General features: G+C 67.9%; 12 protein-coding genes and 1 pseudogene. 7 read left to right on the top strand and 6 right to left on the bottom strand.

Annotated elements, in window-relative coordinates; translation table 11 throughout:
• The first annotated feature begins 5 nt into the window (after positions 1 to 5).
• On the top strand, positions 6 to 1,295 hold the full coding sequence (locus ACIPSJ_RS05225; RefSeq protein WP_401343575.1) for a cytochrome P450: 1,290 nt from the start codon (positions 6 to 8) through the stop codon (positions 1,293 to 1,295).
• Positions 1,296 to 1,607: 312 nt separating this feature from the next.
• Here ACIPSJ_RS05225 and ACIPSJ_RS05220 read toward each other — a convergent pair whose 3' ends face one another.
• The 4 genes from ACIPSJ_RS05220 to ACIPSJ_RS05205 form a co-directional block, all read right to left on the bottom strand.
• Positions 1,608 to 2,102 carry a hypothetical protein gene (locus tag ACIPSJ_RS05220; RefSeq protein ID WP_401343572.1) on the bottom strand — a complete coding sequence of 165 codons (495 nt, stop codon included), beginning with the start codon at positions 2,100 to 2,102 and terminating at the stop codon, positions 1,608 to 1,610.
• A gap of 92 nt (positions 2,103 to 2,194) precedes the next feature.
• Entirely contained in the window at positions 2,195 to 2,389 is a 195-nt protein-coding gene (locus ACIPSJ_RS05215) for a hypothetical protein (protein WP_401343569.1), read from the bottom strand.
• Positions 2,390 to 2,485: 96 nt separating this feature from the next.
• A complete protein-coding gene (locus tag ACIPSJ_RS05210; RefSeq protein ID WP_401343566.1) occupies positions 2,486 to 3,019 on the bottom strand; it encodes an SMI1/KNR4 family protein in 534 nt (177 codons plus the stop codon).
• Positions 3,016 to 12,648, bottom strand: coding sequence for a LamG-like jellyroll fold domain-containing protein (locus ACIPSJ_RS05205; RefSeq protein WP_401343564.1), 9,633 nt, complete (start codon positions 12,646 to 12,648; stop codon positions 3,016 to 3,018). Before ACIPSJ_RS05205 ends, ACIPSJ_RS05210 begins: the two co-directional genes overlap by 4 nt.
• Before the next feature lie 1,272 nt (positions 12,649 to 13,920).
• On the opposite strand from ACIPSJ_RS05205, the gene ACIPSJ_RS05200 reads away from it, so the two are divergent.
• The 4 genes and pseudogenes from ACIPSJ_RS05200 to ACIPSJ_RS05185 all read left to right on the top strand — a co-directional run bounded on the left by ACIPSJ_RS05200 (position 13,921) and on the right by ACIPSJ_RS05185 (position 18,342).
• The gene (locus ACIPSJ_RS05200; RefSeq protein ID WP_401343561.1) at positions 13,921 to 14,544 is read left to right on the top strand and encodes a hypothetical protein; all 624 of its coding nucleotides are present in this window, start codon (positions 13,921 to 13,923) and stop codon (positions 14,542 to 14,544) included.
• Positions 14,545 to 15,874: 1,330 nt separating this feature from the next.
• Positions 15,875 to 16,189 carry a PadR family transcriptional regulator gene (locus ACIPSJ_RS05195; protein ID WP_401343559.1) on the top strand — a complete coding sequence of 105 codons (315 nt, stop codon included), beginning with the start codon at positions 15,875 to 15,877 and terminating at the stop codon, positions 16,187 to 16,189.
• A gap of 133 nt (positions 16,190 to 16,322) precedes the next feature.
• A complete protein-coding gene (locus ACIPSJ_RS05190) occupies positions 16,323 to 17,045 on the top strand; it encodes a hypothetical protein (protein ID WP_401343556.1) in 723 nt (240 codons plus the stop codon).
• A 474-nt stretch (positions 17,046 to 17,519) separates the two neighbouring features.
• Positions 17,520 to 18,342, top strand: a pseudogene (locus ACIPSJ_RS05185) (IS5 family transposase).
• Positions 18,343 to 18,362: 20 nt separating this feature from the next.
• Here the strand turns inward: ACIPSJ_RS05185 and ACIPSJ_RS05180 are convergent.
• Both ACIPSJ_RS05180 and ACIPSJ_RS05175 read right to left on the bottom strand, forming a co-directional pair.
• Entirely contained in the window at positions 18,363 to 18,767 is a 405-nt protein-coding gene (locus ACIPSJ_RS05180) for a hypothetical protein (protein ID WP_401343553.1), read from the bottom strand.
• A 201-nt stretch (positions 18,768 to 18,968) separates the two neighbouring features.
• Positions 18,969 to 21,830, bottom strand: a complete 2,862-nt coding sequence (locus ACIPSJ_RS05175) for a CHAT domain-containing protein (protein WP_401343550.1) — start codon at positions 21,828 to 21,830, stop codon at positions 18,969 to 18,971.
• A 140-nt stretch (positions 21,831 to 21,970) separates the two neighbouring features.
• Between ACIPSJ_RS05175 and ACIPSJ_RS05170 the strand changes: the two genes are divergently transcribed.
• Together ACIPSJ_RS05170 and ACIPSJ_RS05165 are read left to right on the top strand one after the other, a co-directional pair.
• A complete protein-coding gene (locus tag ACIPSJ_RS05170; protein ID WP_401343547.1) occupies positions 21,971 to 22,732 on the top strand; it encodes a DUF6338 family protein in 762 nt (253 codons plus the stop codon).
• Positions 22,733 to 22,938: 206 nt separating this feature from the next.
• Complete coding sequence (locus tag ACIPSJ_RS05165; RefSeq protein ID WP_401343544.1) at positions 22,939 to 24,414, top strand: serine/threonine-protein kinase; 1,476 nt, start codon at positions 22,939 to 22,941, stop codon at positions 24,412 to 24,414.
• Positions 24,415 to 24,431: the final 17 nt, after the last annotated feature.

Below are 24,431 nucleotides of genomic sequence, written 5' to 3'. Positions count from 1 at the left end.
CGACGATGCACCCCACCCACTCCGCGCACCCCACCGACTCCCCCTCCCCGCAGCCGCCCGCGAGCTGCCCGTTCGCGATCGACGCCACCGGCCGTGACATCCAGGGCGAGATCGTCCGTATCCGCGAACGCGGCCCCGTGATCCGGGTCGAACTCCCCGGCGGCGTACCGGCCTGGTCGGTCACCAGCGCCGAGCTGACCAAACAGCTCCTCCTCGACCCGCGCGTCTCGAAGGACGCCTACCGCCACTGGCCGGCGTGGATCGACGGGGAGGTGACGGCGGACTGGCCGCTGTCCATCTGGGTCTCGGTGCAGAACATGGTGACCGCGTACGGCCCGGAGCACACGCGGCTGCGCCGCCCGGTGGCCGGCGCGTTCGGCATCCGACGCGTCAACGCGCTGCGGCCGCGCATCGAGGGCATCGTCGACACCCTGCTGGACGGACTCACCGAGCAGGCGACCCAGGCACCGCCCGGTTCGGCGGTGGACCTCCGGGAGCACTACGCCCACCCCCTCCCCAGCAGCGTCATCTCCGAACTCTTCGGCGTCCCCAAGTCGGCCCGCGCCGAACTGCGCAGCATCATCAAGGGTTTCTTCGCGACGACCGCGTCCAAGGAGGAGGCCCAGAACAACGTCGTCCGCCTCTACCTGGCCATGAACGACCTCATCGAGCTGAAGCAGCGGGAGCCCGGAGACGACCTCACGACGGACCTCATCGCCGCCAGGGACGACGAAGGCGCCGCGATGACCGAGAAGGAACTGGCCGACAACCTCATCCTCCTCCTCACCGCCGGCTACGAGACGACGGTGAACCTCCTCGACAACGCCGTCGCCCGGCTCCTCACCCACCCCTGCCAGCTCGACCTCGTCCGCTCCGGCCACGCCTCCTGGGACGACGTCATCGACGAGTCGCTGCGCCTGGACGCCCCCGGCGCCCACTCCGTGCTGCGCTACGCCGTGGAGGACATCGAGATCGGCGGCGTCACGATAGCCCGCGGCGAGGCGATCTCCATCTCCTACGCCGCCGCGGGCCGCGACCCCGAACTCCACGGCGCCGACGCCGACGCCTTCGACCTCACCCGCCCCACCCGAACCGAACACCTCTCCTTCGGCCACGGCGTCCACTACTGCCTCGGCGCCCAACTGGCCCGCCTGGAAGCCTCCCTCGCCCTCTCCGCCCTCTTCACCCGCTTCCCCGCCCTCCGGCTCGCCGTACCCGAGAACGAACTGCGCCCGCTGACCTCCTTCATCTCCAACGGCCACCAGGAACTCCCCGTCCTGCTGACCGCGGTGTGACAACCCCCTTTGGACGGCCCGACGGCTCGGGCCGTCCAAAGGGCGGCGAGGAGAGCACAAGCACCACCGAGCCACAGCACGCCCCGGAGTCCGACCGTGTCGACGACGCGACCGCCGGCCAACGCGCCCAGGCCGATGGCCGGGTTGAACACGGCCACCCACAGCGACGAGGCCGCCTCCGCCGCCTGCGGGGCGGCCTTGGTCATCCAGGTCTGGAGCCCCACGGACACCCCGCCGCCGACGACGAAGACGTTCTCACCGGCCACCCGCCGATCGGCCGGGGTGGGGTTCTCTCACAGGCGCAGCCACTTGTCACCCGGCCACCGCGCCGGAGAGGCTCCGCGCGCTCACCGCGTCCGGGTCCAGATGTGTCGTCCCGCGCAGCGGCTGGTCGGAGATCACCACGAAGCGGGCATGCGGGGTGCCCCCCGACGCGAGGCGGGCGGCGACAGCCGAGCGGGCAGCGGTGCCCGTGGTGACGACGGTCGAGCAGCGAAGCCGCACAAGTGTGTTGACGTAGGCGACGGCGTCCGCCCCGGCCGGCAGGCGGTAGCGCTGGACGACGGTGTTCGAACGACTCGCCGCGACCATCTCCCGCATCGCCGCCCATGTGCCCGTCGGGTCCCCGTCCGTCGACGTCAGAAGGCAGTCCCGGGTCGCGGTGTCGACGTGCGACACCGGCTCCGGCGCGTGCGCTCCGGCCTCCGGGGCGGCACGCAGGAACCACACCAGGGCACCCGCGATCGCCAGGGCGGCCCCCGCACCCAGCAGAGCCGCCAGCCGTCGTGGTGAGACGCGCGATGTCATCGGTACGCCCATTCCTCGCTCTCAGAAGTTCCTGATGTCACGCCGGGTGAGGTCGAAGACGACCGGTGGGAACAGTGACGGAAGGCAAGGGATCAGAAGCCTTCAAGGTCGCCGTCCTCGTCCAGCAGACGCTGTTCTTCCTCACGCCATGATGCGCACGTGGCCGGCCTGGCGAGTGCGGCCCCCAGCGGCGGCCGGATCTCCGCTTCCACCGGGCGCAGCAGGAACTCGGCCACGCGCATGAAGGGCGGCGTGCGGATGCCCGTCGAGTCGCTGATCGTGCCCATGCCCGGTCGACCGTGTCGCCACCGTCCGGGGGCGCCGGGATGACGCGGCTCAGTTCTTTCACGGCCCAGTGCGACCCGCGGTCACGAGAAAGGGGGTCACTCGTCCTCATCACGCCAGTTTCTGTACAGAGGCCGACGCGAGGGAAAGTCGGCAGCGGAGAACGGGTTCGGATGCCGGCCGGTGAGGACCGCCAGGAGGAATTCCGCCATGCCTCCGTCGAACGACGACCACGACCTGGCCTGGTGGTTCTTCACAGCGACGGACCACTGATCCGGATCCTCACTCCTGAGCACCCAGAAAGCGTCGTCGCCATCCGGATCGGACGCCCAGCGGATCAGCTTCTCGGGGCCGGGGTAGGGAGGGTACGGGTAAGGATGCTCCGAGCCCTCTCCGGTCGGTGACCCAAGGTCGTCGAGCAGATCTCCGTAAAACGAATCACCCGTGGGCGGGGTGGAGATCCCCAGGTAGTCGTCAAGGGTGCCACCCCCGTAGACGGAGACGAAGGCGCGGTAGTCCTGTGGGAAATGAAGGCCGCACTGGGCGTGGACCGCGTCCCAGTCGACGATGTCGCCGTGTGACGGCGGAGCCATGATCTCCCGCAGCCGTTCGACAGCCCCATGTGTGGTCATGGTGTCGGGACATCCTCTCCGGTGCGACTGTGCACCACGGTGCCGAGATTCTTCCAGCCGGAACGCGTGTTCATGAGGTTGGGCACGTCACGGCGCTGGGTGCCCAGAGGATTTCCGTCGGCATCCCAGGAGGTGGCGGTCATGACGAAGGCCTTGGGAACGACCCGGTCGCCGGCATAGACGGGTACCACGCGGTACAGAACGGTGTCGCCCTCCGCCACCTCGCCCGCTACGCGGTCTTCGAACTGGACCATGTTGTCCATGGCCCCGAGCCCTCCCCTCGGCGGATAGGTGTTCGCGTCCACACCGCAGGTCGCGAGATTCCTCAGATCTGTTCCGGATCCGCCGAGTTGCCTGCCGAGCAGGTGGCAGTTGTTGACGACGCGGGAGGGGTTCGCCTTCAGGTGCCGCGCGTAATCCTGTGCCCAGGTGTATCCCGGCGGCCGGACGTCCCTCTGGGTGTGGGAACCGGGGTTTTCCTCCAGGAACTGACTGTTCAGGCAGGCCGTCACGCCCTGTGCTCGGTTTCCGTGCGCCGGGTCCGTGTCCATCGGGTCGTTCCAGCCTTGGCCGTCTCGTGTGCAGGTGGAGTCGGAGTCGTCGTCGTGGGGCACGCAGGCGCCGGTGACCACGCAGACGGCGGCAGTGGTGAGTCCGGCAGCGACGGCGGAAGCGGCGTTGCGCACCGAGTTGCCGATGTTGATCTGCACGGTCGGCGGCTCGGCGGCGGCCGAGATCGAGTGGACTTTCAGCGTGGACTTGCCGATGGACGCGGTGATCTTGATGGCGTGGGCGCGGATCGCCGCGCGGCGCGCCGCGGCGGCGGCTGCCGCTGCCGCGGCCGCCCTGGCCGCGGCGGCCGCCTGTTCCGCGGCGCTGACGCCGCTGCCCCCGCCGCCGCAGTAGTAGCAGGTGCCGCCGCTGGAGCCGCCGCCCCCGGAGCCGGATCCCGAGGAGGAGCGGCCGCTGCTGTGCGAGGGCCTGCTGTAACGGGTCTCGCAGGCCATCGACCAGTAGTCGACGCACTCTCCGGACGCGACGTGGGTGGCGCCGGCGCTGGAGCTGGCGGCGTGGGAGTGGCTGTGCGTGGTGGAGCTGGAACTTCCCCAGCTGGATACCGAGTTCCACGCGTCCGAGATGCTGTTGGACAGGCTGGAGCAGTACGCGATGCAGGTGCCGATCAGGGCCGTGCCCAGGAGGTAGGCGCCCTCCGCTTCTCCGATGCACAGGTCCCACAGGCAGTGCCCGCTCGGGTCGGTCCCGGTGAGCGGTGCGTCGTTCGCGTAGGCGTAGTCGTTCGCGTTGACGCTGCCGCCGACCGCCGGGTTGTCGACCGTGTCCGCCGAGTCGAAGCTGCCCGTGCCGGGGCTGTACCAGCGGGAGTCCATGTTCACGTTGCCCGTCGCCGGGTCGGTGTACTCGCTCTGGTATCCGGCACTGCCGGTCAGCGTGGAGGCGGTGGCGGTGCCCCACGGGTCGTAACTGGCGGATCCGGTCAGCGTGCTGCCCGTCGCCGTGAACTGGCCGATGACGTCCGTGTGCAGGTCGGTCCAGGCCAGGGTGGCGCCGGCTGCCGAGGACTCGCCGGTGAGGGCGCCCGAGGGGTCGCGGCTGTAGGTGGTCGTGCCGTCGGAGGCGACGGTGTTGTCGGTGCCGGAGTAGGTGAGTGCGGTCGAGCCGTCGGTCAGGGCACGGCCCAGAGCGTCGTAGGTGTAGGCCGTGGCTCCGGCGGTGGCCTGCTGGCCGTAGGCGTCGAAGGTGTACGTCGTGGAGCCCTTGGCGGCGAGGGTGCCGCGTGCCGTGTAGCTGTAGCCGAGCGTGCCGTCGGAGGTCAGCTGGTCCCGGGCGTTGTAGGTGTAGGTCTTGGCGCCCGCGGTCAGGCGGTTGCCGTCGCCGTCGTAGGTGTATCCGGTGGTCGTGGTGCCGGACGTCCAGGACGTGAGGCGGTCGGCGTAGTCGTAGGTGTACGAGTTCGTCGCGGCGCCCTGGAGTCCCGTGGTGGTCTTGGACGTCAGGTTGTCGTTCTTGTCCCAGTCGTAGCCGACCGAGGCCACGGTGGTGCCGGTGGCGGTGGTGAGGGTGTCGGAGGTGAGGCGGTGCAGGGAGTCGTAGCCGTAGTTGCGGACGTCGCCCGAGGTGCCGTAGGTCACCGACTTCGGCTGGGAGAGGGAGTTGTACTGGTAGGTGAGGGTGGTGCCGGTCGCCGCGTCCGTGTCGGTGTTCAGACGGCCGTCGGTGTCGTAGGTGTAGCTGCTGGTACCGGAGGCGTCGGTGCGGGTGGCCGGGTTCTCGTCGGCGTTGTAGGTGAAGGACGAGTTGCCCGCCTGGCCCGAGGTGGTGAGGACGTCGCCGAGGGCGTTGGTGTCGTAGTACTCCCAGGTGCCGCCGACGGCCGAGGCCACCAGGTGTCCGTTCAGCGAGTAGGCGAAGTGGCGGTCGGCGGTGCTCGCGTCGGCGCCGGTGCCGGTCTGTGCGGTCAGGTCGTCCAGGGCGTCGTAGGTGTTGGTGAGGGTGACACCGCCCGGGTCGGTCTGGGTGACGAGGCGGCCGCGTTCGTCGTAGGTGTAGGAGGTGGTCCGGTCGGCGTCGCTCGTGTAGCCGGTGACCGCCGGCACCTCCTTGCTCGCCGGCAGGCCCAGCGAGTTGTACGTGTAGTACGTGGGGTCGCCGTTGCCGTCGGTGTAGGCGGTCTGGTGGCCGGCCGTGTCGTAGCCGAACCTGGTGGTGATGCTGGTGCTGTCGGTGACCGGCTCCGTCTGCTTCGTCAGGTCGCCGACGGCGTCGTACTCGTAGCTCGTGGTGTGCTGACGGGCATCGGTGGCCGTCTGGAGTTGACCGTCGTTCGTGTAGGTCGCCGACGTGGACGACAGCACCGTGCCGGCCGGCGTCTGGTTCGCGGTCGCGGTCCTGCGGCCGGCCGCGTCGTAGGTCGCGGTCTGGACGCTCTGGTCCGGCAGGACCGTCTTGGTGACGTCGTCACGAAGGTCGTAGGTGTAGGCCGTGGAGTCGCCGGTCGTGTCGGACACGGTCCGGGTCCGGCCGAGCGCGTCGTAGGTGTAGCCGTCGGAGACCCCGGTCACGGACGTGGTGGTGGCGACGCGTCCCGCGCTGTCGTAGGCGGTGTCCGTCTCCTGTTTCGTCTGCGCGGTCGTGGAGGTGTAGACGTACCCCCAGGTGCTGCTGTCGCGGCCGAGGTCGTCGTAGCCGTGGTGGGTGACCGAGCCGTACGGGGAGGTCTCGGTGAGCTGGTCGCCGGCCAGGTCGTAGGAGGAGGTGTACGTGCCCTGGGTGGCGGTGCCGGAGATGTCGATGGCGGGGTTGGTCCGCTTGACCAGGTCGCCGAGCTGGTCGTAGGCGTAGTCGGTCTCGCCCTTGGCGTCGGTCTCGGTGAGGACGTCGCCGGCGGCGTCGTAGGTCCAGGCGGTGGTGGCCGAGGTGCCGTTGTACGACGGAAGGGTGGTGCCGGTCCTGCGGCCGTCCCGGTCGTAGGCGGTGGCGGTGATGTGGCCGTCCGCGTCCTCGGCCTCGGTGCGGTCGCCGAAGGTGTCGTAGCCGTCGAGGGTGATCGGGTACTCGGTGTCCGTGGCGCCGGTGCCGGGCGCGGTGACGGTGATAGCCGGGCTGGTGGTCGTGGTCAGCCGGCCGGCCTCGTCGTTGGCGTAGCGGGTGACCTGCTGCTCGGCGTCGGTCGAGGTGACCTGCAGGCCGCGCTCGTCGTAGGTGGCGCCGGTGGTGAGGGTGAGGGAGCTGGACACGTACTGCGCGGAGGACAGCGTGTCACCGGCCGTGTCGTAGGTGTACGTCCACTTCTGCGCCGGGTCGCCCGCCGCGTCGGTCTGTGTGGAGGTCAGGACGTGAGAGTCGGCGTCGAAGGTGTAGGCGGTCGACTGTGCCAGGGAGTCCGGGTCCGCGGTCGTGCCCGTGGTGCGGTCGGCGGCGTCGACCGTGTATGTGCTGGTGAGTGTGCCGTTGGCGGTTGTCTTGGCGCTGAGGTTGCCCGCGTCGTCGTAGGAGTCCTGCTCGTCGACGTAGCTGGTGCCGGCGGAACCGGTGCGGGTGATCTGCTTCGTCAGGCCGTTGTCGTAGTAGGCGTAGGTCGTGGTGACGCCGATGCCGTCGGTGAGGGTGTGCAGGCGGCCGCCGTCGTCGTACGTCCGCTGCTCCAGGAGCTTGGCGGCGGAGGCGTCAGGGGTGGCCGAGGAGCCCGTGTAGTTGGTGAGGGTCGTCGTCAGCGGGTTGCCGTCGGCGTCGTAGGTGAAGGCGTAGGCCTGGCCGTCGGCGTCGGTCTCCGTCTGCTTGTTGCCGTAGGAGTCGTAGGTGAAGGCGGTGGCGTGCTGCTCGGGGTCCGTGATGGTCTTCGGTTCGCCGAAGTCGTTGTAGACCGTGCTCGTGCCCCGGGCGGTGTCGCCGCCGGTGGTGTCGGAGACCGTGCTGGTGAGGGTGTTGCCGTCGGCGTCGTAGGTCCTGGTCGTCAGGGCCGTGTGGACGACGTTCGCCCGGACGGCGTTCGTGGTGCCGGGGTCGAGTTCGGTGAGGACGCGGCCCAGCGGGTCGTAGGTGTAGTGGGTGACCAGGCCCGCCGGGTAGGTGTCGGAGATCTCGGTCTTGGTCAGGACGCGGCCGACGGAGTCGTACGTGTACCGGGTGACCAGGCCGAGCGGTGAGGTCGCCTGGGCGAGGTCGCCGTTCGCGTAGTAGACGTACGAGGTGGTCGCGCCGCCCGGGGTGGTGGTCGAGGCGAGCAGGCCCGCCGGGGCGACCGTGCCGGAGACGTAACCGGCCGTGGTGGACGTCGTGTACGTCTTCTTCGTCGTCAGGCCCGCGCTGTGACCGGTGACCGCCGGTGTCGTGGTGTTCAGCAGGTTGCCGTTGGTGTCATAGGTGTTGACGGTCTGGTAGGTGGTGTCCGTCGAGCCGGCCGAGCGGCCGTCGGACGAGGTCAGCAGCTGGTCGTTGCGCGGATCCGTGTCCGAGGAGGTGTTGAGGTAGTACGTGAAGTACGACGTCGAGCACTTGGCGGCCGACTGGTCCTGGCACGTGGTCCGGGAGACCACGTCACCGCGGGAGTTGTGGCCGGTGGTGGTCACGTCACCGTTGCCGTCGGTCGTGGTGTACACGAAGCCCGAGGTGTCGTAGCCGTAGGAGGTGGTGGCGCCCGTGCCGTCGGTGTCGGTCAGGATCCGGCCGCCGTCGGACAGGTCGTAGGTGCTGCTGAGGGTGTTGTTCCCGGGGTCGGTGACGGCCACGGACTCGGTGGCGACGGTGCCGCCCGCCTGCTTGTAGGCGTTCCACTGGGTGGCGACCTGGGCGGAGGTGAGGTTGTGGCCGTAGAAGGCGACCTCGGCGATGGAGCCCTTGAAGTAGCTGACGTCGCCGGGCGAGTCGAGCCAGCTCTTGGCGAAGCCGGCGCCGATGTAGGTGAGGGTGTTGGACTGGTCGGCGGGGGTGCCGGAGAAGGTGTCCTGCTTGGTGCCGTCCAGGAACAGCGCCTGGCTGTCGACGTCGCAGCTGAGCACCGCGTAGTGCCAGGCGTTGTCGGTGACCGTGCCGGTGGAGCCGAAGTCGGCGCTGCCCGAGCCGCTCACGCTCCACCAGTGACCGTGCAGCTTGCCGTCGGAGCCGACGTACAGCACCGGTGTCCAGGTGCCGGAGGCTGCGGTGGCCCCGTCGATGGCGGTCGACTGGTCGCCGATGAGCACGCCGGCGGTGGAGGTCTTGAACCAGATGCCGACGCTGCGCTTGGTGTCGGTGTGCAGCAGGTCGGCGGGGACGGAGACGTAGGAGTCGGTGCCGTCGAAGGAGGCGGCGGCGTTCGCGGTGGTGTCCTTCGCGCTGAACGGGCCGCTCACCCCGAGGGTGACGTTGTTGAAGGTGCCGTCGCCGCCGTCGACCTCGTCGTCCGCGTAGGCCGCCGAACCGTCGTCGCTGTCGTCGCCGAGCTGCCAGTACCCGGCCGGGTCGGCGCCCAGGACCGAGCCGCGGAAGACCGCGCTGGAACCGGCCACGGTGGGGGCGCCGAGCTTCCAGGTGCCGCCGTGCTCGTCGGTGACCTGGGTCAGGCGGTCGGCATCGGTGTCGTAGGAGACGGCCGCGGTGGTGCGCCCGGCGGGGCTCACGTCCTTGGTCAGCAGGGCCGCGCTCGCCGTGCCGGCCGAGTACAGGTCACCTGCCTGGGAGGCGGTGAGCGGGTGGCTGTAGAAGGAGACGTCGGAGATGGAGCCGGTGAAGTAGCTGACGGCGCCCGGGGAGTCGATCCAGGAGTCCGCGAAACCGGCGCCGATGTAGGTGTCGACGTTCGACTGGTCGTCGGGGGTGCCGGAGAAGGTGTCCTGCTTGGTGCCGTCCAGGTAGAGGGTCTGGGTGGACCCGTCCGAGCTGAGCACGGCGTGGTGCCAGGTGTTGTCCGTGACCGTGCTCGTCGAGCCGAAGTCGGAGCTGCCGGAGCCGCTCACGCTCCACCAGTGGCCGCGCAGTTTGCCGTCCGAGCCGACATAGAGCACGGGTGTCCAGGTGCCGGAGGCCGCCGTGGCGCCGTTGACCGACGTGGACTGGTCGCCGATCAGGACGCCCTTCTTGGACGTCTTGAACCACAGCGACACCGCACGGGTGGTGCTGGCGTGCAGCAGCCCGGCCGGCACCTTGGCGTATCCGCTGCCCGCGAGGGTCGCGGCTGTCGCCGAGGATCCGGTGAGCGGCCCGGTGGTGCCGCCCAGCGTGGCGGTCTTGTAACTTCCCGCGTCCGTCTGCTCGTTGGCCAGGACCGAGGATGCGGCCGTGGTGCTGCCGGACGCCTCGTCGAGGCGCCAGTAGCCGCTCGGGTTCGCGTCCAGGGCGGCGGCCGGGTAATTGGAGCCGGACTCGTAGGTGTACGCGTAGCACGAGGTCGACGCGGTCGACGGAGCCGAGGTGGCGGGCGGGCACACGGAGGTGAGCTGGTCGCCGGTGTAGCCGTAGCTCCACAGCGCGGCGGTGCTGGTGTCACCGCTGGTGGCGGCGTCGGTCGTGACCGTGTGCACGTGGTAGTGAGCGGCGCCGGACGGCTTGGACCAGGTGAAGTAGAGGGTGCGGCCGGAGACGTTGTTCTTGATGGTGCTCAGCCGGTACGAGGTGTCGTAGGTGAGCGACTCGGTCAGCCCTGCGTGGGTCTTGATCCCCGACAGCAACCAGATGTTGGTGCCGCCCGGGGTGTCGAAGGTGTACGTCGTGCCCGAGGTCTCCGTCAGCGAGTAGCCGGCCGAGAGCGCCTTGAAGGTGCCGTAGGTGCCGGTGGGCGGGGTGTAGCCGGACGTCGAATAGCCCCAGCGCTGCTGTTTGCCGCCGTCATCGGTGATCACCACGCTCTTGGACCCGTCGTCGTCCATGACGGCACGCATGTCGGCGAGCGCCGACCAGCCCGCGCCGAACGCCCCGGAGGTGCTGGTGTCGAGGGAGTTGTAGGAGCGGGTCACCTGCAGGTCCGGGCCGACGGTGGACACGTCGGCGTCGGTCGCGGAGGTGGTGAAGTTGCCGGCCTCCTCGTCGTAGCCGTGCCCGCCGTTCTGCGCCAGACGTGAGGCGACCAGGGGTTGGGCCACCAGGGTGGACAGGGCTCTGCTACCGCTCGTCGTCGTCGACCAGCCGTCGTTGGCGGAGACGGTCCAGTAGTACGACGACGACCAGTCCAGGTCTCCCGACGGAACGGTCCACTTGGCGGAGGTCTGCCAGCCGGAGGTGTCGATCTGCTTGCCCGCCGAGTTGTACACGGCGAAGTCGTACTTCAGGGCCGAGTTGGGGAAGGTGTCCGGGTCGACGGCCTTCGCCTGCAACTGCGGGCGCAGCGACGGCGAGACGAAACCGGCCGCCGGGTTGGTGCGTTCGATGTCCGGCGCCGAGTTCTTGCTGTAGGTCACCGTGATGTACGGCGCGTGCGAGTCGACCTGGGAGGAGTCGAACTTCTTCCACTGGTAGGAGCTGGTCCCCGAGGAGAACACCGACAGGCCGTAGTTGCTGGTCTCGCCGAGGGCGACCTTCTGGAACCAGTCCGTGTCCAGACTGGTGGTCTGCCACTGGCCGGTGCCGGTGGAGACGGAGGTGTTCCCGCAGACCGTGTCGGACACCGTGCCCGACCAGGTGCCTATGGACGCGGCCGTCGCCGGCCGGTCCGACCAGGACTTGCTGCCGGTCACCCACCACTGCTCCGTGATCGGCATGACGTTGTACGAGGTGGACGAACTGCACGTGTACGCCCACACGTCGAACAGGTGCAGGGAGGCGGCGCTGATGTGGTAGCCGTCGCTGTCCGGCAGCCCCAGGAACTTCATGAACGCCTGACCGATGTAGGCGCCGCCGTCCGGGGTGCCGACCCGCATGGTCGTGTCCGACGAGTAGTCGGCGGTGTTCGGGTAGTAGACGTACGTCGTGAGGGTCTGGCCGGCGGTCGACACCGTCATGGTCGGGTCGACGGTCACCGGGAAGGCGATGTCGGAGCCGGACAGCCAGGAGGCGTCCAGCGACATCTTCACGGCCGGGGTGCCGTCGACGTCGGTGACGCTGTACGTCATGCCCCAGTTGTCGTGGGACTCGCCGGTGGCCGGGTCTACGTAGGAGTCCCGGGCGAACGGCTGGGGCAGCGTGGCGGCGACCGTGCCGCTGCCGTCCACCAGCTCCACCGTGCCGTCGGCGGCGGTGGTCAGCGTCAGCCCCTTGAGCGACATCGGAAACACCCAGCTGGTCGGCGCGTTCGCCGAGGTCAGCACCAGGGACTCCTTGACGCCGTCCGCGGTCGGCGCGAGCACGAGGTTCGTGTCGGTGAGGACACCGTCGTACTCGACGCCGGAGCCGGAAGCGGTGCCCGACACGGCGTTGGCACCGGCCAACGACCAGGACACCGACTCGGAGTCGGAGATGGTCAGCGTGGCCAGGTCGGCCTGGGCGGAGGTCCCGGCGCTGACGGTGGGGCTGGGGGTGGGAGTGGGGGTGGCCGTCGGGTCGTCCGCCTGGACGGCGGACGTGGTCTTCCAGCTCAGGGCGGCGGGCACGACCGAGCCGGTGCCGCCGGCCCGCAGCGCGGACTGCCGTACGGAACCTGCCGTTGCCGTGGCGGGCGCGAAGGACACGCCGAGGGAGTTCGCCTTCTCGTGCCAGCGGCCGTCGTCGCCCTTGGCCACCCGGGTGTCGATGGACTTCCACGCCCCCGTGTCGTCCTTGTAGTTGATCCGGGACTGCGACATCTTCCGGGTGAAGGATCCGTCGGCGTTCTGGAAGTAGTCGAACTGCGCGCCTGACTTGGCGGCGACGCGCTTGCTCGTCTTCGGGTCGAAGCCCACGGATGCCCTGCCGGAACGTTCTTTCTCGGCTCGGGTGCTCGGCGCCTTCCAGGCGGCCAACTGCCCCTTGCCCTTGCCCGGCGCCTTCCCCGAGGGCCGTCCGCGACCGCTCTTCGCGGCCCGCACGTCACGCGCCGAGCCGGTCTTCGACCCCGGGCCCGGACCGTCGGAGCCCGACAGCCACTTCCAGACCTGGTCCAGTCCGGCCCCCAGGGAGGCGGACGGCCGCGTCGCCGCGTAGGCCGCGCCTCCCTCCTGGGCCCAGAAGGACACCAGCAACGGCACCACGGCCAGCCACACACGCCACCGCGACAGCGGACGCACCCCACCCACCGACCTTCACGAACGCACCGCCAGGAAACAGAGACAGCCGGGGCATGCGGACTTGACCGTAAACGCACAGGCTGCGGCGACAAGTTGTAAGCGCCACGTGAAGGAGGGGGCAAGATCCCTTTTGCCAACCCTGAACATCCCTTTGGCGAGCTCTGAACAACCCGAGAAATCGCAGCCCTCCGTTCACTTTTCTGTCAACCCGAAGCCACCTTTTCGACGACCGCCCCGCACGGCACGGCCCGAACGCTGCCGTGCTCGCCTCGGGCAGGTTCGTGCCGTCCCGCGAGAACATCGGCGTCGAGTGCGAGATCATCCAGCGGGGCCGCACCCGACATGACCACGTGGAACTCTTACGGGCAGACGGGCAGGATCTAGCCCCGACTGGCGACCCCAGGAATGGGGGACCGCGAACCGGAAGGCACGGTCACGCATCCGCCGCCATCCGACGGGCGGTTGCCGCAGGCCGCCATCGACCCGACCGGCAAGGTGTGCCCTGGGCCCCTTCGGCGACAAGATCGGTCAGACCGGTGATCGAAATGTGGGCAAGGTCCCGGGGCCGGTGATCTACGGTGCTGATGTCGACCAGTCCATCCAGAGGATCACTCCGGGGTTCGAGGCCCTCGCCTAAGCCGTGGCCGACGCCGTGCGCCATCTGTCCGCTACAGGCGTGCCGACAGACGTCCGCGCGGACGCGTCGGATCTCGCGACGACCATCCGTGCGGAGGTCGCACGAGACGAACCGGACCCCGGCACCCTCCGACGCGCCGTGGCGACGCTCAAGGGATACCTCGCACCATCGCCATCGCCATCGCCATCACCACGGCACGTGCCGTGGCCGGCGGCGAGGAGACGGCCCGGGCGCTGATCGAACGTCTGGGCAACGCGCTGTGACCTTCCCGGAATCCGGTGCGTCCTGGGCCAGTTGGACTCCTACGCCCGAGGCGAAATCCACTCATACACCCGCGTGATCACGACTCGTAGAGGACTCCGTTCATGACCACGCTCAGCAACACCTCCCCTGTGGGGCTACTGACCGTCCGGCCCGTCGACGTCCGCTGCATCGGCGCTCCCCCGGACATGGCCTGCTCATCTGGCGCAAGGTCCCTACGGCTGGTTGAGTGACACCTTTAGTTGGCACAGTACGACCTGGGGGGCCAAGGCATGGCAACGGATACCCACGACGGACCGGATCCGGAAGCAGCCGTACGCGGGCAGCGAGTCCTCGACCTCCTGGACAGGGCGATCGACCTCCAGACCCCACTGGTGCGCAAGAACATCGCCCGTGCCCGCCAGCGGAACGCAGAGGCCACACCGGCACAGGTGATCCGCAGCCTGGAGCGGATGTACGTCAGTGCCCTGACCGGGACGGGTGCCGCGGTGGGAGGAACCGCAGCCGCGCCCGGCGTGGGCACGGGCCTGGCACTGGCGCTGTCGGCAGGCGAGGCTCTCTCGTCCCTTGAGCTGAGCGCCCTCTTCGCGCTTTCGGTCGCCGAAGTCCACGGAGTCCCCATCGACGAGGTCGAGCGCCGCCGAACGATCGTGATGGGAGTCCTGCTCGGCGGGTCCGGCTCCACCACCATCGGCAAGGTCGCCGAGCGCACGGGGCAACACTGGGGACGTCAGGTTGTCGCCAAGGTACCCGCCGAGACATTGCGTCAGATCAACAAGATCCTTGGGAAGAACTTCATCACGAAGTACGGCACCAAGCAGGGAATCATCGTTCTCGGTCGAGTGGCACCGTTCGGTATCGGCGCTGTCATCGGCGGTGGCGCCAACGCCGGCCTCGCCACTCTGGCGGTGCGGGCCGCCCGCCGGGCGTTCGGCCCGGCCCCGACGTGGTGGCCAGGGCACAAGGGCGACACGCCGTCGACGTCCGAGAGCTCCTAAGGCCGGCCTTCGGTGCGCTGAAGGGGGCGTGCGCACCGCGCCCACCATCGGGGGGGGACTACGCCACACGCGATGCCGTCGTCGGCGTCAACGATGACATCGCGCCTATGAACAGCACCGTCACCGCAGAGGAGACCGACGCCCAGCAGCACCGAGAGGACGTGCTGAGCGAGTTGAGCCTTATGTTCGTCGCCTGCCCCGGGCTCACGAGGCGCTGACGGTCTCTTGGCACCGACCGCGGAGCCCTTTTCTCAGCAGCGTCGCAGGAGCCTAGTCGGCGCAAGCTGAGAGGCAGACGAGTCGGGCTGTACGCCGGATCGGCTGTGACCTGCTAAGTGGGGTTGCAGAGGCGATCGGAGGAAGTCGCAGGAAACCGCTCTCATTCGACCCCGGTTCGACCTGGGTCGCTCAGGGCCAGCCAAAGGCAATTGCCCCTGCTCGGCTGTGCGTCGGCTGAGGTCAGGGGCGGTGTCAATTGGGCCGGGGCTCCTCTGGAGACCCTCCGAGTCGTTCTCGGTCGAGCCGCGACAGGATGGCTGCCCTGATGCGGGATCAGGCATACGAAGGCCTCCAGGACTGCAATCCTGGAGGCTTTGCCTGGCAGCGATTGAAGGTTGGTTAGAGACCTGGAGCCTTGCACCTCGCGTGCTGAAGGGCTTCGGTGTCAGCTCGCCGGATGCCGCTCCCGGCCCGACCTTGCACTCGACACACGGTTGGGACTTGATCGTCCAGCGATATGGCACCGCGGGCGTCGCGGACCGGCGCAAAGCGCTGCACACTGCCGAGCGCCCGGCGTATCGGGATGCACTGGAGCGACTGCGGAGAGGCCGCAGCAAGCTCGTAGTGCTCGTGCGTGACGGCCATCAGCGCCTCGTCCCCACGCTCCGCTCCGCCGAGATCCCCTCTGCGCGGCACGCCCCAGTGTGTTCTCGATCCGGTCACCGGTCGTGCCGCTACCACCCCTGACAACGCAGGAGTTTCATGGGTTGCGGGACGTTAGCCCGTCGCCCGGCCAATGGCCACGTTGAGAACGCTCAGAGATTCGACGGTGAAAGCATGACCAGCACGACACCCGATGCGAGCGATCCGTCCGCCGAAGCCGGCAGTAGCCAGTGGTTGCGACTCGACGGAACCATCCTGGCGCGGGCCTCAGCGTCCAGGACGTCGCCTGCTTCATACAGATAGGCAGGGCTGACCTGCTGGGATGAGGTGTCGTTCGGTCCTAGCTGATCGCATGGCCCGGGGCGGCCCGGAGACATTGACCACCCAGGCAACTTCGTACTCGATACATGCTTGCCTGTCGTGCTCGATACATGCTCCACTGGTGCGCATGGCCAACATCCGGCTCACCAAGCCGACCATCGCCGTCCTGGAGACACTGCTCGCCGCCACAGACGACAGCCCCGCCTGGGGGCTGAGCATCTGCCGCGACGCCGACCTCGGACCCGGCACCGTCTATCCCATCCTCGATCGGCTCGCCGAACGGGGATGGATCACCAGCCACGAAGAGACCGGGCCCCATCCCGGCCGGCCCGCCCGCCGGTACTACGAACTCACCGGCGCCGGGCGGCAGCAGTCGATGCAGGCCCTCGAAGCACGTAAAGCCCGCCGGTTCGGACTCGGACTGGCGGGACGTACCACGTGACGGTACGCCTCGTCCATGACCTCAACGGCGAGTCACGATTCCAGAGGAATACCTGATGCACCACTTCAATGTTCGATACAGCGCTCTCGCTAGCGCCGAACTCCTGTCCCTGCCTGCCTCCAGTAGACGTGACATGGAAAGCGCCATTTTACAGCTTGCAGAACTGGCCGACCAAGGCATCGTTTTGGACAGCACATCAAGCAATCAACTTTTCGAAAACTGTCCCGGCTTGTTTTCACTCACCACTCGCACGCACACAGCTTTCCTTCGCTTCCACTTCCAGGGAGTCATCACATCGAATAGAAGGATTCCACTAAGTCCCGGCTTTAGCGTCTACCGTATCGTCACAGCCGGTCAGGAATTGAACGCGCTTCAGCATATACTCACTATCGAGGAGCGCGTCCGGAACGATTTGACTCCCACCGCCCGCCGGACAGCCAACCTTGCGGCGCGCGTCGCAGGGCGGCGGCGAAACCAACTGTATGACGAATGGACGGCTATCCTCGCAGGGGCACCGGAGGACGACATCACTTTCTCCCCTCAGCGTCAGGTTGTACTGGCATTCGGATTCCTCATTGCCGCAGTGCAGATGCGCGCCCGAGACACTGTCCGCCCTGCCTGGCGCCCCGTCGACTGGCTGCTGCGCACCCCGTCGCGCACTAACGCTTTCATCACCACGGCCGTCGGCACACAGGCGGTGTACATCGTCGGCGGTGACGGACTCGGAGCGCTGGCGACGGAGATATGGGAACCGTGCGGCATCGCGGGTGCCAGTCTGTACGCCCTATCGCGTTGGCTGCGCCGGGTACGAGGCGTTGAACTCGCTACGGCTGAACGTGAGTCGGCTGACGAATAGCACTCTGTGGGCGATCCCCACAGGGTCTCCCCCGGAGTGGTGAACGCGCTGATACTGGATCTATTTGATCCGGAGAAAAGCGAGAGCACCGCCGATGGCGATGAATGACTACTCGGACAAGTTCAAGGCCGATACCGTGACCCCGTACGAGTTCGAGCACAAAGCGACCCACAAAAGCATCGCCGCTGACTTGGGCATTAACCTCGATCGGATCGCATCGATGGTGGCCGTCTTGCCGCTCTCGTTCTCGCCGACGAGAACGTATCGATCCGAAGATCGTGCAGACACTCTCCCGACACGGGATTTCTCCGAGACCTGGGACACCTAAACCCACCCACCCCTCGCTGTAGAGCAAGTCACGGTCACCGTGTTTGGAACCGCGTTCTCAGACCGCGTTTGAGATCTGCCGTGGCCCGTTGGAGGTGCGGTCGTTGAGCATGCCGTGAACAGTGCTGGGGTGGGTATCCGTCCGACTTGACGGACGAGCAGTGGGCGTTGGTGGAGTCGTTGCTGCCGCCCGCGAGGGTGGGGCCCAGGGGCGGGCGGAGGGAGAAGCATCCGCGGCGACGGATCGTGGACGCGATCTTCTATGTCGTGCGGACCGGTTGTGCTTGGCGGCAACTGCCGAAGGATTTCGCGCCGTGGCCGACGGTCTACTGGTACTTCACGTGGTGGCACGACGACGGCACGGTCCAGCGCATCCACGATGCCCTGCGCCGCCAGATCCGCGAAGCCGATGGCCGCAACGCCGAGCCGAGCGCGGGCCTGATCGATTCGCAGTCTGTTCGTACTGCCGACACCGTTCCCGCCGCCACCAGGGGATTCGACGCGGGCAAGAAGGTCAAGGGCCGTAAGCGGTTCATCGTCACCGACGCTCTCGGCCTACTACTGGCCGTGCACGTCGTCGCGGCCAGTGTCCAGGACCGCGACGGCGCGCGTCGACCGCTGTTGTGGACCCGCCTCGACCATCCAAGGTGTCAAGAAGACCTGGGCGGACCAGAGCTTCGCCGGCCGACTGGTCGATTGGACCACCACCGTGCTCGGCCGCGATCTGGAGATCGTCCGTAAAGACCCCGACCAGCAGGGGTTCCAAGTCCAGTCGAAACGGTGGGCGGTAGAACGCACCTTCTCGTGGATCACCGCCCACCGACGCCTGGCCCGCGATTACGAGACCAGTCCCGCCCGCTCCGAGACGATGCTCCGCTGGGCGATGATCGGCATCATGATTCGCCGCCTGACCCGAGTGGGGCCGGTATCCCGGGCACGTCGACGCCCGTTGACCCGAACTTCGGCCTGATATCTAGGCGCGGGACAACATCAGTCCAGCTCACCTTCGTCTCCGATGAGCGACGTCACCATCGCTTCGAGGTGCTCGTTGCTGACCTGCGGAACAGTCCAGTTGTTGCTTCGCGCGTGCTCGATGAACGTCGGGTCGAGCTCCACGTGGTAGCGCTCCACGTAGTGGGCCAGGTCGGAGTACCACAGCCACTGTCCGTCTGTGAGCAGGTGCAGCCCTCTGATGAACGCCCCAGTCTCGCTCAGCACGTCAGGCACAGCTGAAGGCGTGGCGACCAAGGCCGTACCGGCGCGCAGGTACCGAACCAGATCGCCTTCATACCCTGGCGCAGCCATGCGCGCTGCAGCTCGGATCGACGGCCCGTCCGGACTGCCGTACTCCAGCTCCCTGAAGCCGCCGACGAAGGGGAACTTGTCGAAGATCACCTGGCCGAGCCTAGAGCACCCTCCGAGAGGCCACCCAACCAGATCTCAAACGCGGTCTCACACATCGACGCACCGGCAGGCGCACTACGAAATGGGGCAACCTTTGCAGCTCGGGCATCGGACACGTCCTTCCCGACACCTCCGGCGTGGGCAGCTCCGATCTTGACAGCATGCTGAAAGGGAACGGTATAGAGATGTAACTCAGACAACTCCGGTGATCTTGAATGCGGCCCAGAACAGCGGGTTGTCGGCGACCTGTTGGTCAAGGTGGCTTCGCCAGTCCGGAAGCATCGCGTCGATTGCCGATTCGGCGGCGCACACCGGACCTGCCTCCGAGGACACTCGCCACCTGTGTTCACGTAGGTAGCGGATGGTGTCGGCGTAGGCGGTGTGGGAGTCCGCGCCAACGCTGAGGTGCGCGTGAAGCACAGCGGAGAAGACGACGCCTTGCAGGTCAGTGATGTCCCACAGAGTCGAGATCACCGCTCTTGCGCCGCGGGCAAGAAACGCGGACTCGATGCTGCGCAGAGTCTGCACAGTACGACCGGTGCCTTCGTGCGTGCCCGTTCTGCAAGCGTTCAGGATTACCAGCTCGACACTGGAGAAGGTTCCGTCTGCGAGGACCTCACTGGAAGTGAGCATGGCCGTCCCCAATGAACCGCCGTGCAGAGCGAGTCCGGCAGCCCAGCGATTCGGATGTGTGAGGCCGTGTGCCGCCACGTGGACGATGCGGGCCGTGGACATCATGTGCAGAGCACGGTCCGGGGTCGCCTCCTCCTTCGTGAGAACTTCCACGTTGTCGTGGAGACCGGCGATCACGTCGGCTTCGCAGAGTGGCCCGCCGATCGGTTCGAGGCCGGGAAGGTGACCACCGCCGTGGGCCACCACCAACACCTCGACCACGGCCGCATGGCGCTGGGAACTCTCGATGGCGGACACGAGTCGAGCCGTAGGGGCGTAGACCACCTGCTCGAAGGCATCGGTCAGGCTTGGGGTGCGGGTGCTGTCAAGCGGTGCCGCGTGGAGAGGCAGTAGCTCCAGCGGAGCCGTGGGGCTGAGCACCAACCGACGGACTTCATGGGGCGAAACCGTCTCGATGACGGCATGTGCCAGCCCACCGCACTCGGCGACCAACTGCTCCAGGTAGTCGTACCACACACGTCGAGGGTGATCCGGTGCTTGCCGTGTCCATTCATCAACCGCGATGGCCAGAGGTACGAGGGGGAACTCCTCGCACGTGACCAGATCGAAGCGCGGGTGGCCCGCGTGGGTCCGGCACACCGCGAATTGAAGTGTTCCGTACCGGTTGATGAGGTGGACGAACGCCGTTCGTTCATCCACCAAGGGTTTGCCGGAATGGCCACTCGGCCTCGCAATGCCGTTCCCTCGCCCCGTGGCGGCCCGAAGGAGTTCCAGAGTGCGCTGCCTGCTCTCGACAGCGGCCTTCAACTCAGCGCCCACCTCCAATGAACTTTCCCCGTCGAGCTGCCCGGCGGCATGTCGAGCCCGTACCCGGGCGAGGTGACGTGCGGCTGTCATGAAAGATTGGTACTCAGCGGCGTCGGACTCCAGGGCGAGTTCGTCATGAATGTCCTCGCCCTTCGCCGTTTCGCAGATCTGGAAGGCGACCTCTGCGGCCTGATCGTGGCCCTCAAAGGCGATCTTCTGCCTTATCGTCCGCGTCTCGTCCCCGACCAGCCTGCGGAGCGCCGCGATCGCGGCTTCCTTGGCCCGGGCGAGCACCTCTTCCGGCAGGCCGAGCCGGATGCTGCCCACAGCCCTGAGCTCACCGTCGCCGACAAGCCGGACGATGCAGAGGCGGGCGTAACCAACGGTCGCAAGATGCAGCAGTTCCCAAGCGTGCTCCACCCAGGAGAGGGAGTAGGTGTACGGAGCCCGGAACGGAGGGTCGGGGTCGGCCGGAAGCGTAGGGAACTCGAACCACAGCCTCAGACCGTCACCGTAGTCCTCGACTCCGACGCCGTAACGTGTTGGCGGCTCCATCAACTCCCGCACTGCCGCCATATGCGTGTCCGTCTCCGCTGTGGCCAGCCAGACGGGGTGAGGACCTGCCTGTCTGTGGAGAAAGCGGGTTCCGCACGTAATGATTTCCTCGGACATCCAGTCGGGCACCAAGGAGTTCCGGGCGACGGAATTCGGTTGCCACAACAAAGCGTCTTCCAAACTCAGTTCGGCTCGATGCATGCCCCCGCCCGCCCGAAGGCACTCCTCTCCGTACCGTTCATCCTCCATCATGGGCGTGATCAGCTTGAGCTCATGTGCTGTGAGGAGAGACAACAGCTGCCCCATCTGGGCATCCCACGCGTCGAGGTCCTTGCGTAAACCCGTCAAGAGTTCTGGTGAGAGGTCCCTAACGCGATGCAGGGTGTCTTCCAGATCGACGCGGTGGTGCCAGCGCTTCATGACCTCCGTGAGGTCCGGCCTGTCAGCCAGCCCCGGCCTTATGCTCAGAAAATCATCAGGGAGGGTGATCTTCATCAAGCCTCTGGTGACCAGGAACTGCGCGCACGACTTCGCCGTGCCGGTGGCGGACTCGTGCAGGAGATCCGGGGGCAGGAAAGCGAAGGGATCCTCCGCGTTGTCCAAGACGGTGTCGACAAACTGGTCGTCCTCAAAACTCCAGACCGCCATGAGTTCGTCGCGGACCTTCTCCGGTGAGTGTGTCGACAGTCGGCGTCCCGCCCACAACTCGATCAGCAAGGCATGGAGTCCGCCCACGTCCCACCACCGTTCCCACGGCACGCCTTCACTGCGAACCATGCGCAGGACAGGCATGACGAGGTCGCGGGCCACCATCGATCCGGGTACCTCTGGGAGGACGAGACCGGCCGATCGGAGCCGATCACCGATGGTCTGCGGAGATCTGCATCCGATGTCGTCCGCGGCAATGCGGGTCAGCACGGTGGCAAGCGCCAGTTGGTCATCCGCGACCCACGAGGGGAACATGCCGGAACGGCATGTCTCGGGTCTGAGTTTGTGGCAGACCCGCGCTGCGAGGTCGTCGGCCCATGTGGTGCGCAGGCGAAGCAGATGGTCCCGCATCAGTCGTCCCAGTCTCCCCGACAGTGAGCAATCGCCACGCCAGTATGTCTGGGGTACCCGCAAGTCATCGCGGGTTCAGGGGACATCACGCCGTCAGGTCGCGAGGATCCTGCACCCGCTGTTCGGAAGGGCATACGACGATGCCGCACGCGCCCACCACGGTCACCCAGGTCGTGATCGTTCTTCTTCTGGTACTCCCCGGCGTGACCTACCAGTTCGTCCGCGAACGCGCCCGTGGTCCGGTCCCGGGCCACAGAGACCTCGGAGAGCGCATACTCCGAGCCGTGACCGCGGGTATCGCTCTCGACGCCCTTTACGTCCTGCTCGCCGGCCCGTGGCTGGTGCACCTCGTCTACGACCGTCGCCGGGGCTGGCTGACCGGCACGGCCGACAACCCTCGCATCGCCGCGTTGGCAGCGACAACTCTGTTGATCGTGGTGCCGGCCGCTGCCGCCTGGCTCACCTCATGGCTGGGCTCGCGAGGAAGCCGGTCCACCTACGATCCCATCCCCACAGCGTGGGACAAGGTCTTCCAACGTCGGAGCCACTGTCTGGTACGCGCCCGTCTGAAGAGCGGCCTCTGGGTGGGCGGGTACTACGGGGAAAGGTCCTACACCTCTGGCTATCCGGAGGCCGCAGACCTGTACCTGCAGACCACATGGGCCGTGTCCGGCGCCGGACTTTTCGAACATCCACTGCCGCATTCCGGTGGGATCTATATTCGGATGGATGATGTGGAGTTCCTCGACTTCGTCGAGGTACTTCCCCGAGCCGAAGAGGGAGACCCAGCAGGTGACCGAGACACGACCGCAGTTGGACCCCAACGGGAAGAGGGGGTACCGGCCCGTCGGCAGTCTGCCCGAGCCGACGCAGGCTCCGCCGACGCCACCTCCGGTCGCTGAGCCGGACACCAGCACGGGTACGGGCACGGCCGACGAAGAGTGACGCGAGGCGGCCCCCTCTGCGGAGCCGGCGCACCTTCACCGCGGCCTGGATCAGGGTTCGCCCACGTCACCCGAGCTGAGCGGCATGACCTTCCCTCGTGGCGTGGTCTAGCTTGGCAGGGGGTGCCTGCCCCGGTTCGACCGTCTTGAAAGTGAGGCCTCAGGTGCACATCGCCCCCCTCGGTCCAGACGACCCCATCGAGCTGGGCGGATACGAACTGCTCGGCCGGATCGGACAGGGCGGGATGGGCCAGGTGTACCTGGGCGAGTCGCCTGGTGGGGAACCGGCCGCCGTGAAGGTGATCAAGCCGTCTGTGGTCGACTCCGAGACGCGGACGAGGTTCGCACAAGAAGTGGAGATCCTCAAGACGATCTGGGGTGCCCGGATCGCCGCCCTTCTGGACGCCGACCCGGAGGCGGAGCGGCCGTGGCTGGCGACCGAGTACGTCGAGGGTCTCGACCTGAGTCGCCACGTGGCCGCCCACGGCCCGCTGCCCTCGCTGCTGACGGCGGCGCTGGGCGCGACCCTGGCCGAGGCCCTGGCCACGGTGCACCGGCAGGGTCTGCTGCACCGTGATCTGAAGCCGGCCAACGTGCTCCTCGGGCCGAACGGACCGAAGGTGATCGACTTCGGGCTCGCGGTGTTCGCGGAGTCCAGCGTGTCGCTGACCGCGCCGCACACGGTCGTCGGCACACCCTCCTGCATGCCGCCTGAGCAGGCGAACGGCGAGAAGCCCCTGACACCCGCGGTCGACGTGTACGCGCTGGGCGCCGTCCTGCTCTTCGCCGCCTCGGGCCATCCGCCCTACCGCGCCGACAACATCCACCTCCTGTTCCACCACGTCGTCGACCCCGCGTTCGCACCGGATCTGTCCGGAGCTCCGGACGAGCTCGTGCCGCTGCTCACCGCCATGCTGGCCCACCGCCCGCAGGACCGGCCGGATCTCGCCGAGGTGGTACGGCGCTGCCGCGCGCTGATCGAGGCACAGGGGCTGAAGGTCGCCCAGGCCCGCCGGAGGCTCACCACGTACACGGCCGCTCCGACCCACGTCCTGGACGACCTCCTCGCCGTCGGCCGCGCGTCCGGACCAAGGGTGCGCACAGCGCCCGGGACGGCCGGGACTCTCCCCACGGCCGAACCTGCCGAGCCCGACGCGTGGGAACGGGAAGCGGCGGGCCCCCCGTCGGCCCGACGAGGGCAGGACGGCGTCCCCGCCGGCCCCGAGGTGCCGTCGGACCCCGTCCAGGTGGGCTCGGAGCTGCCGCCGCACCACGTCCAGACCGGCCCCGAGATGCCCCCGGTCCCCGGCGCCGCCGCCCCCGCCGCACCACCGGTGCCCGTTCCGGCGGAGCCGTCCGCCGATCCCCGTCTTCTCTTCCGCCGTGTCGACGTGCCTCCGGAGCCGTTCGCCGACGCCCGTTCCGCCTCCGCGTCGGCCACCCGTGAACCGTCTCGGTCCGGGGCCACCGCCGCCGGTCCGGGGCAGGACGCGACCGCCGCGGAATCCGCCGCTCCGCTGTCGCCGCGCCGCGCGTCCGGGCGCGGCGGCGCTGACGGCCCTTCCCCGCGGAGTTCGGCGCAGGCCCGGATCACCGCTCGGCGGCTGCGCGAGGCGTATGCGGCCAGTACACCCTTCTGACCCGTACGCCCCGCATA

This window comes from Streptomyces sp. NPDC090088 (genome assembly GCF_044747345.1).
Lineage (GTDB): Bacteria > Actinomycetota > Actinomycetes > Streptomycetales > Streptomycetaceae > Streptomyces.
The sequence above is the reverse complement of the archived record's forward strand: the minus strand, read 5'-3'. Positions and strand labels throughout refer to the sequence as shown.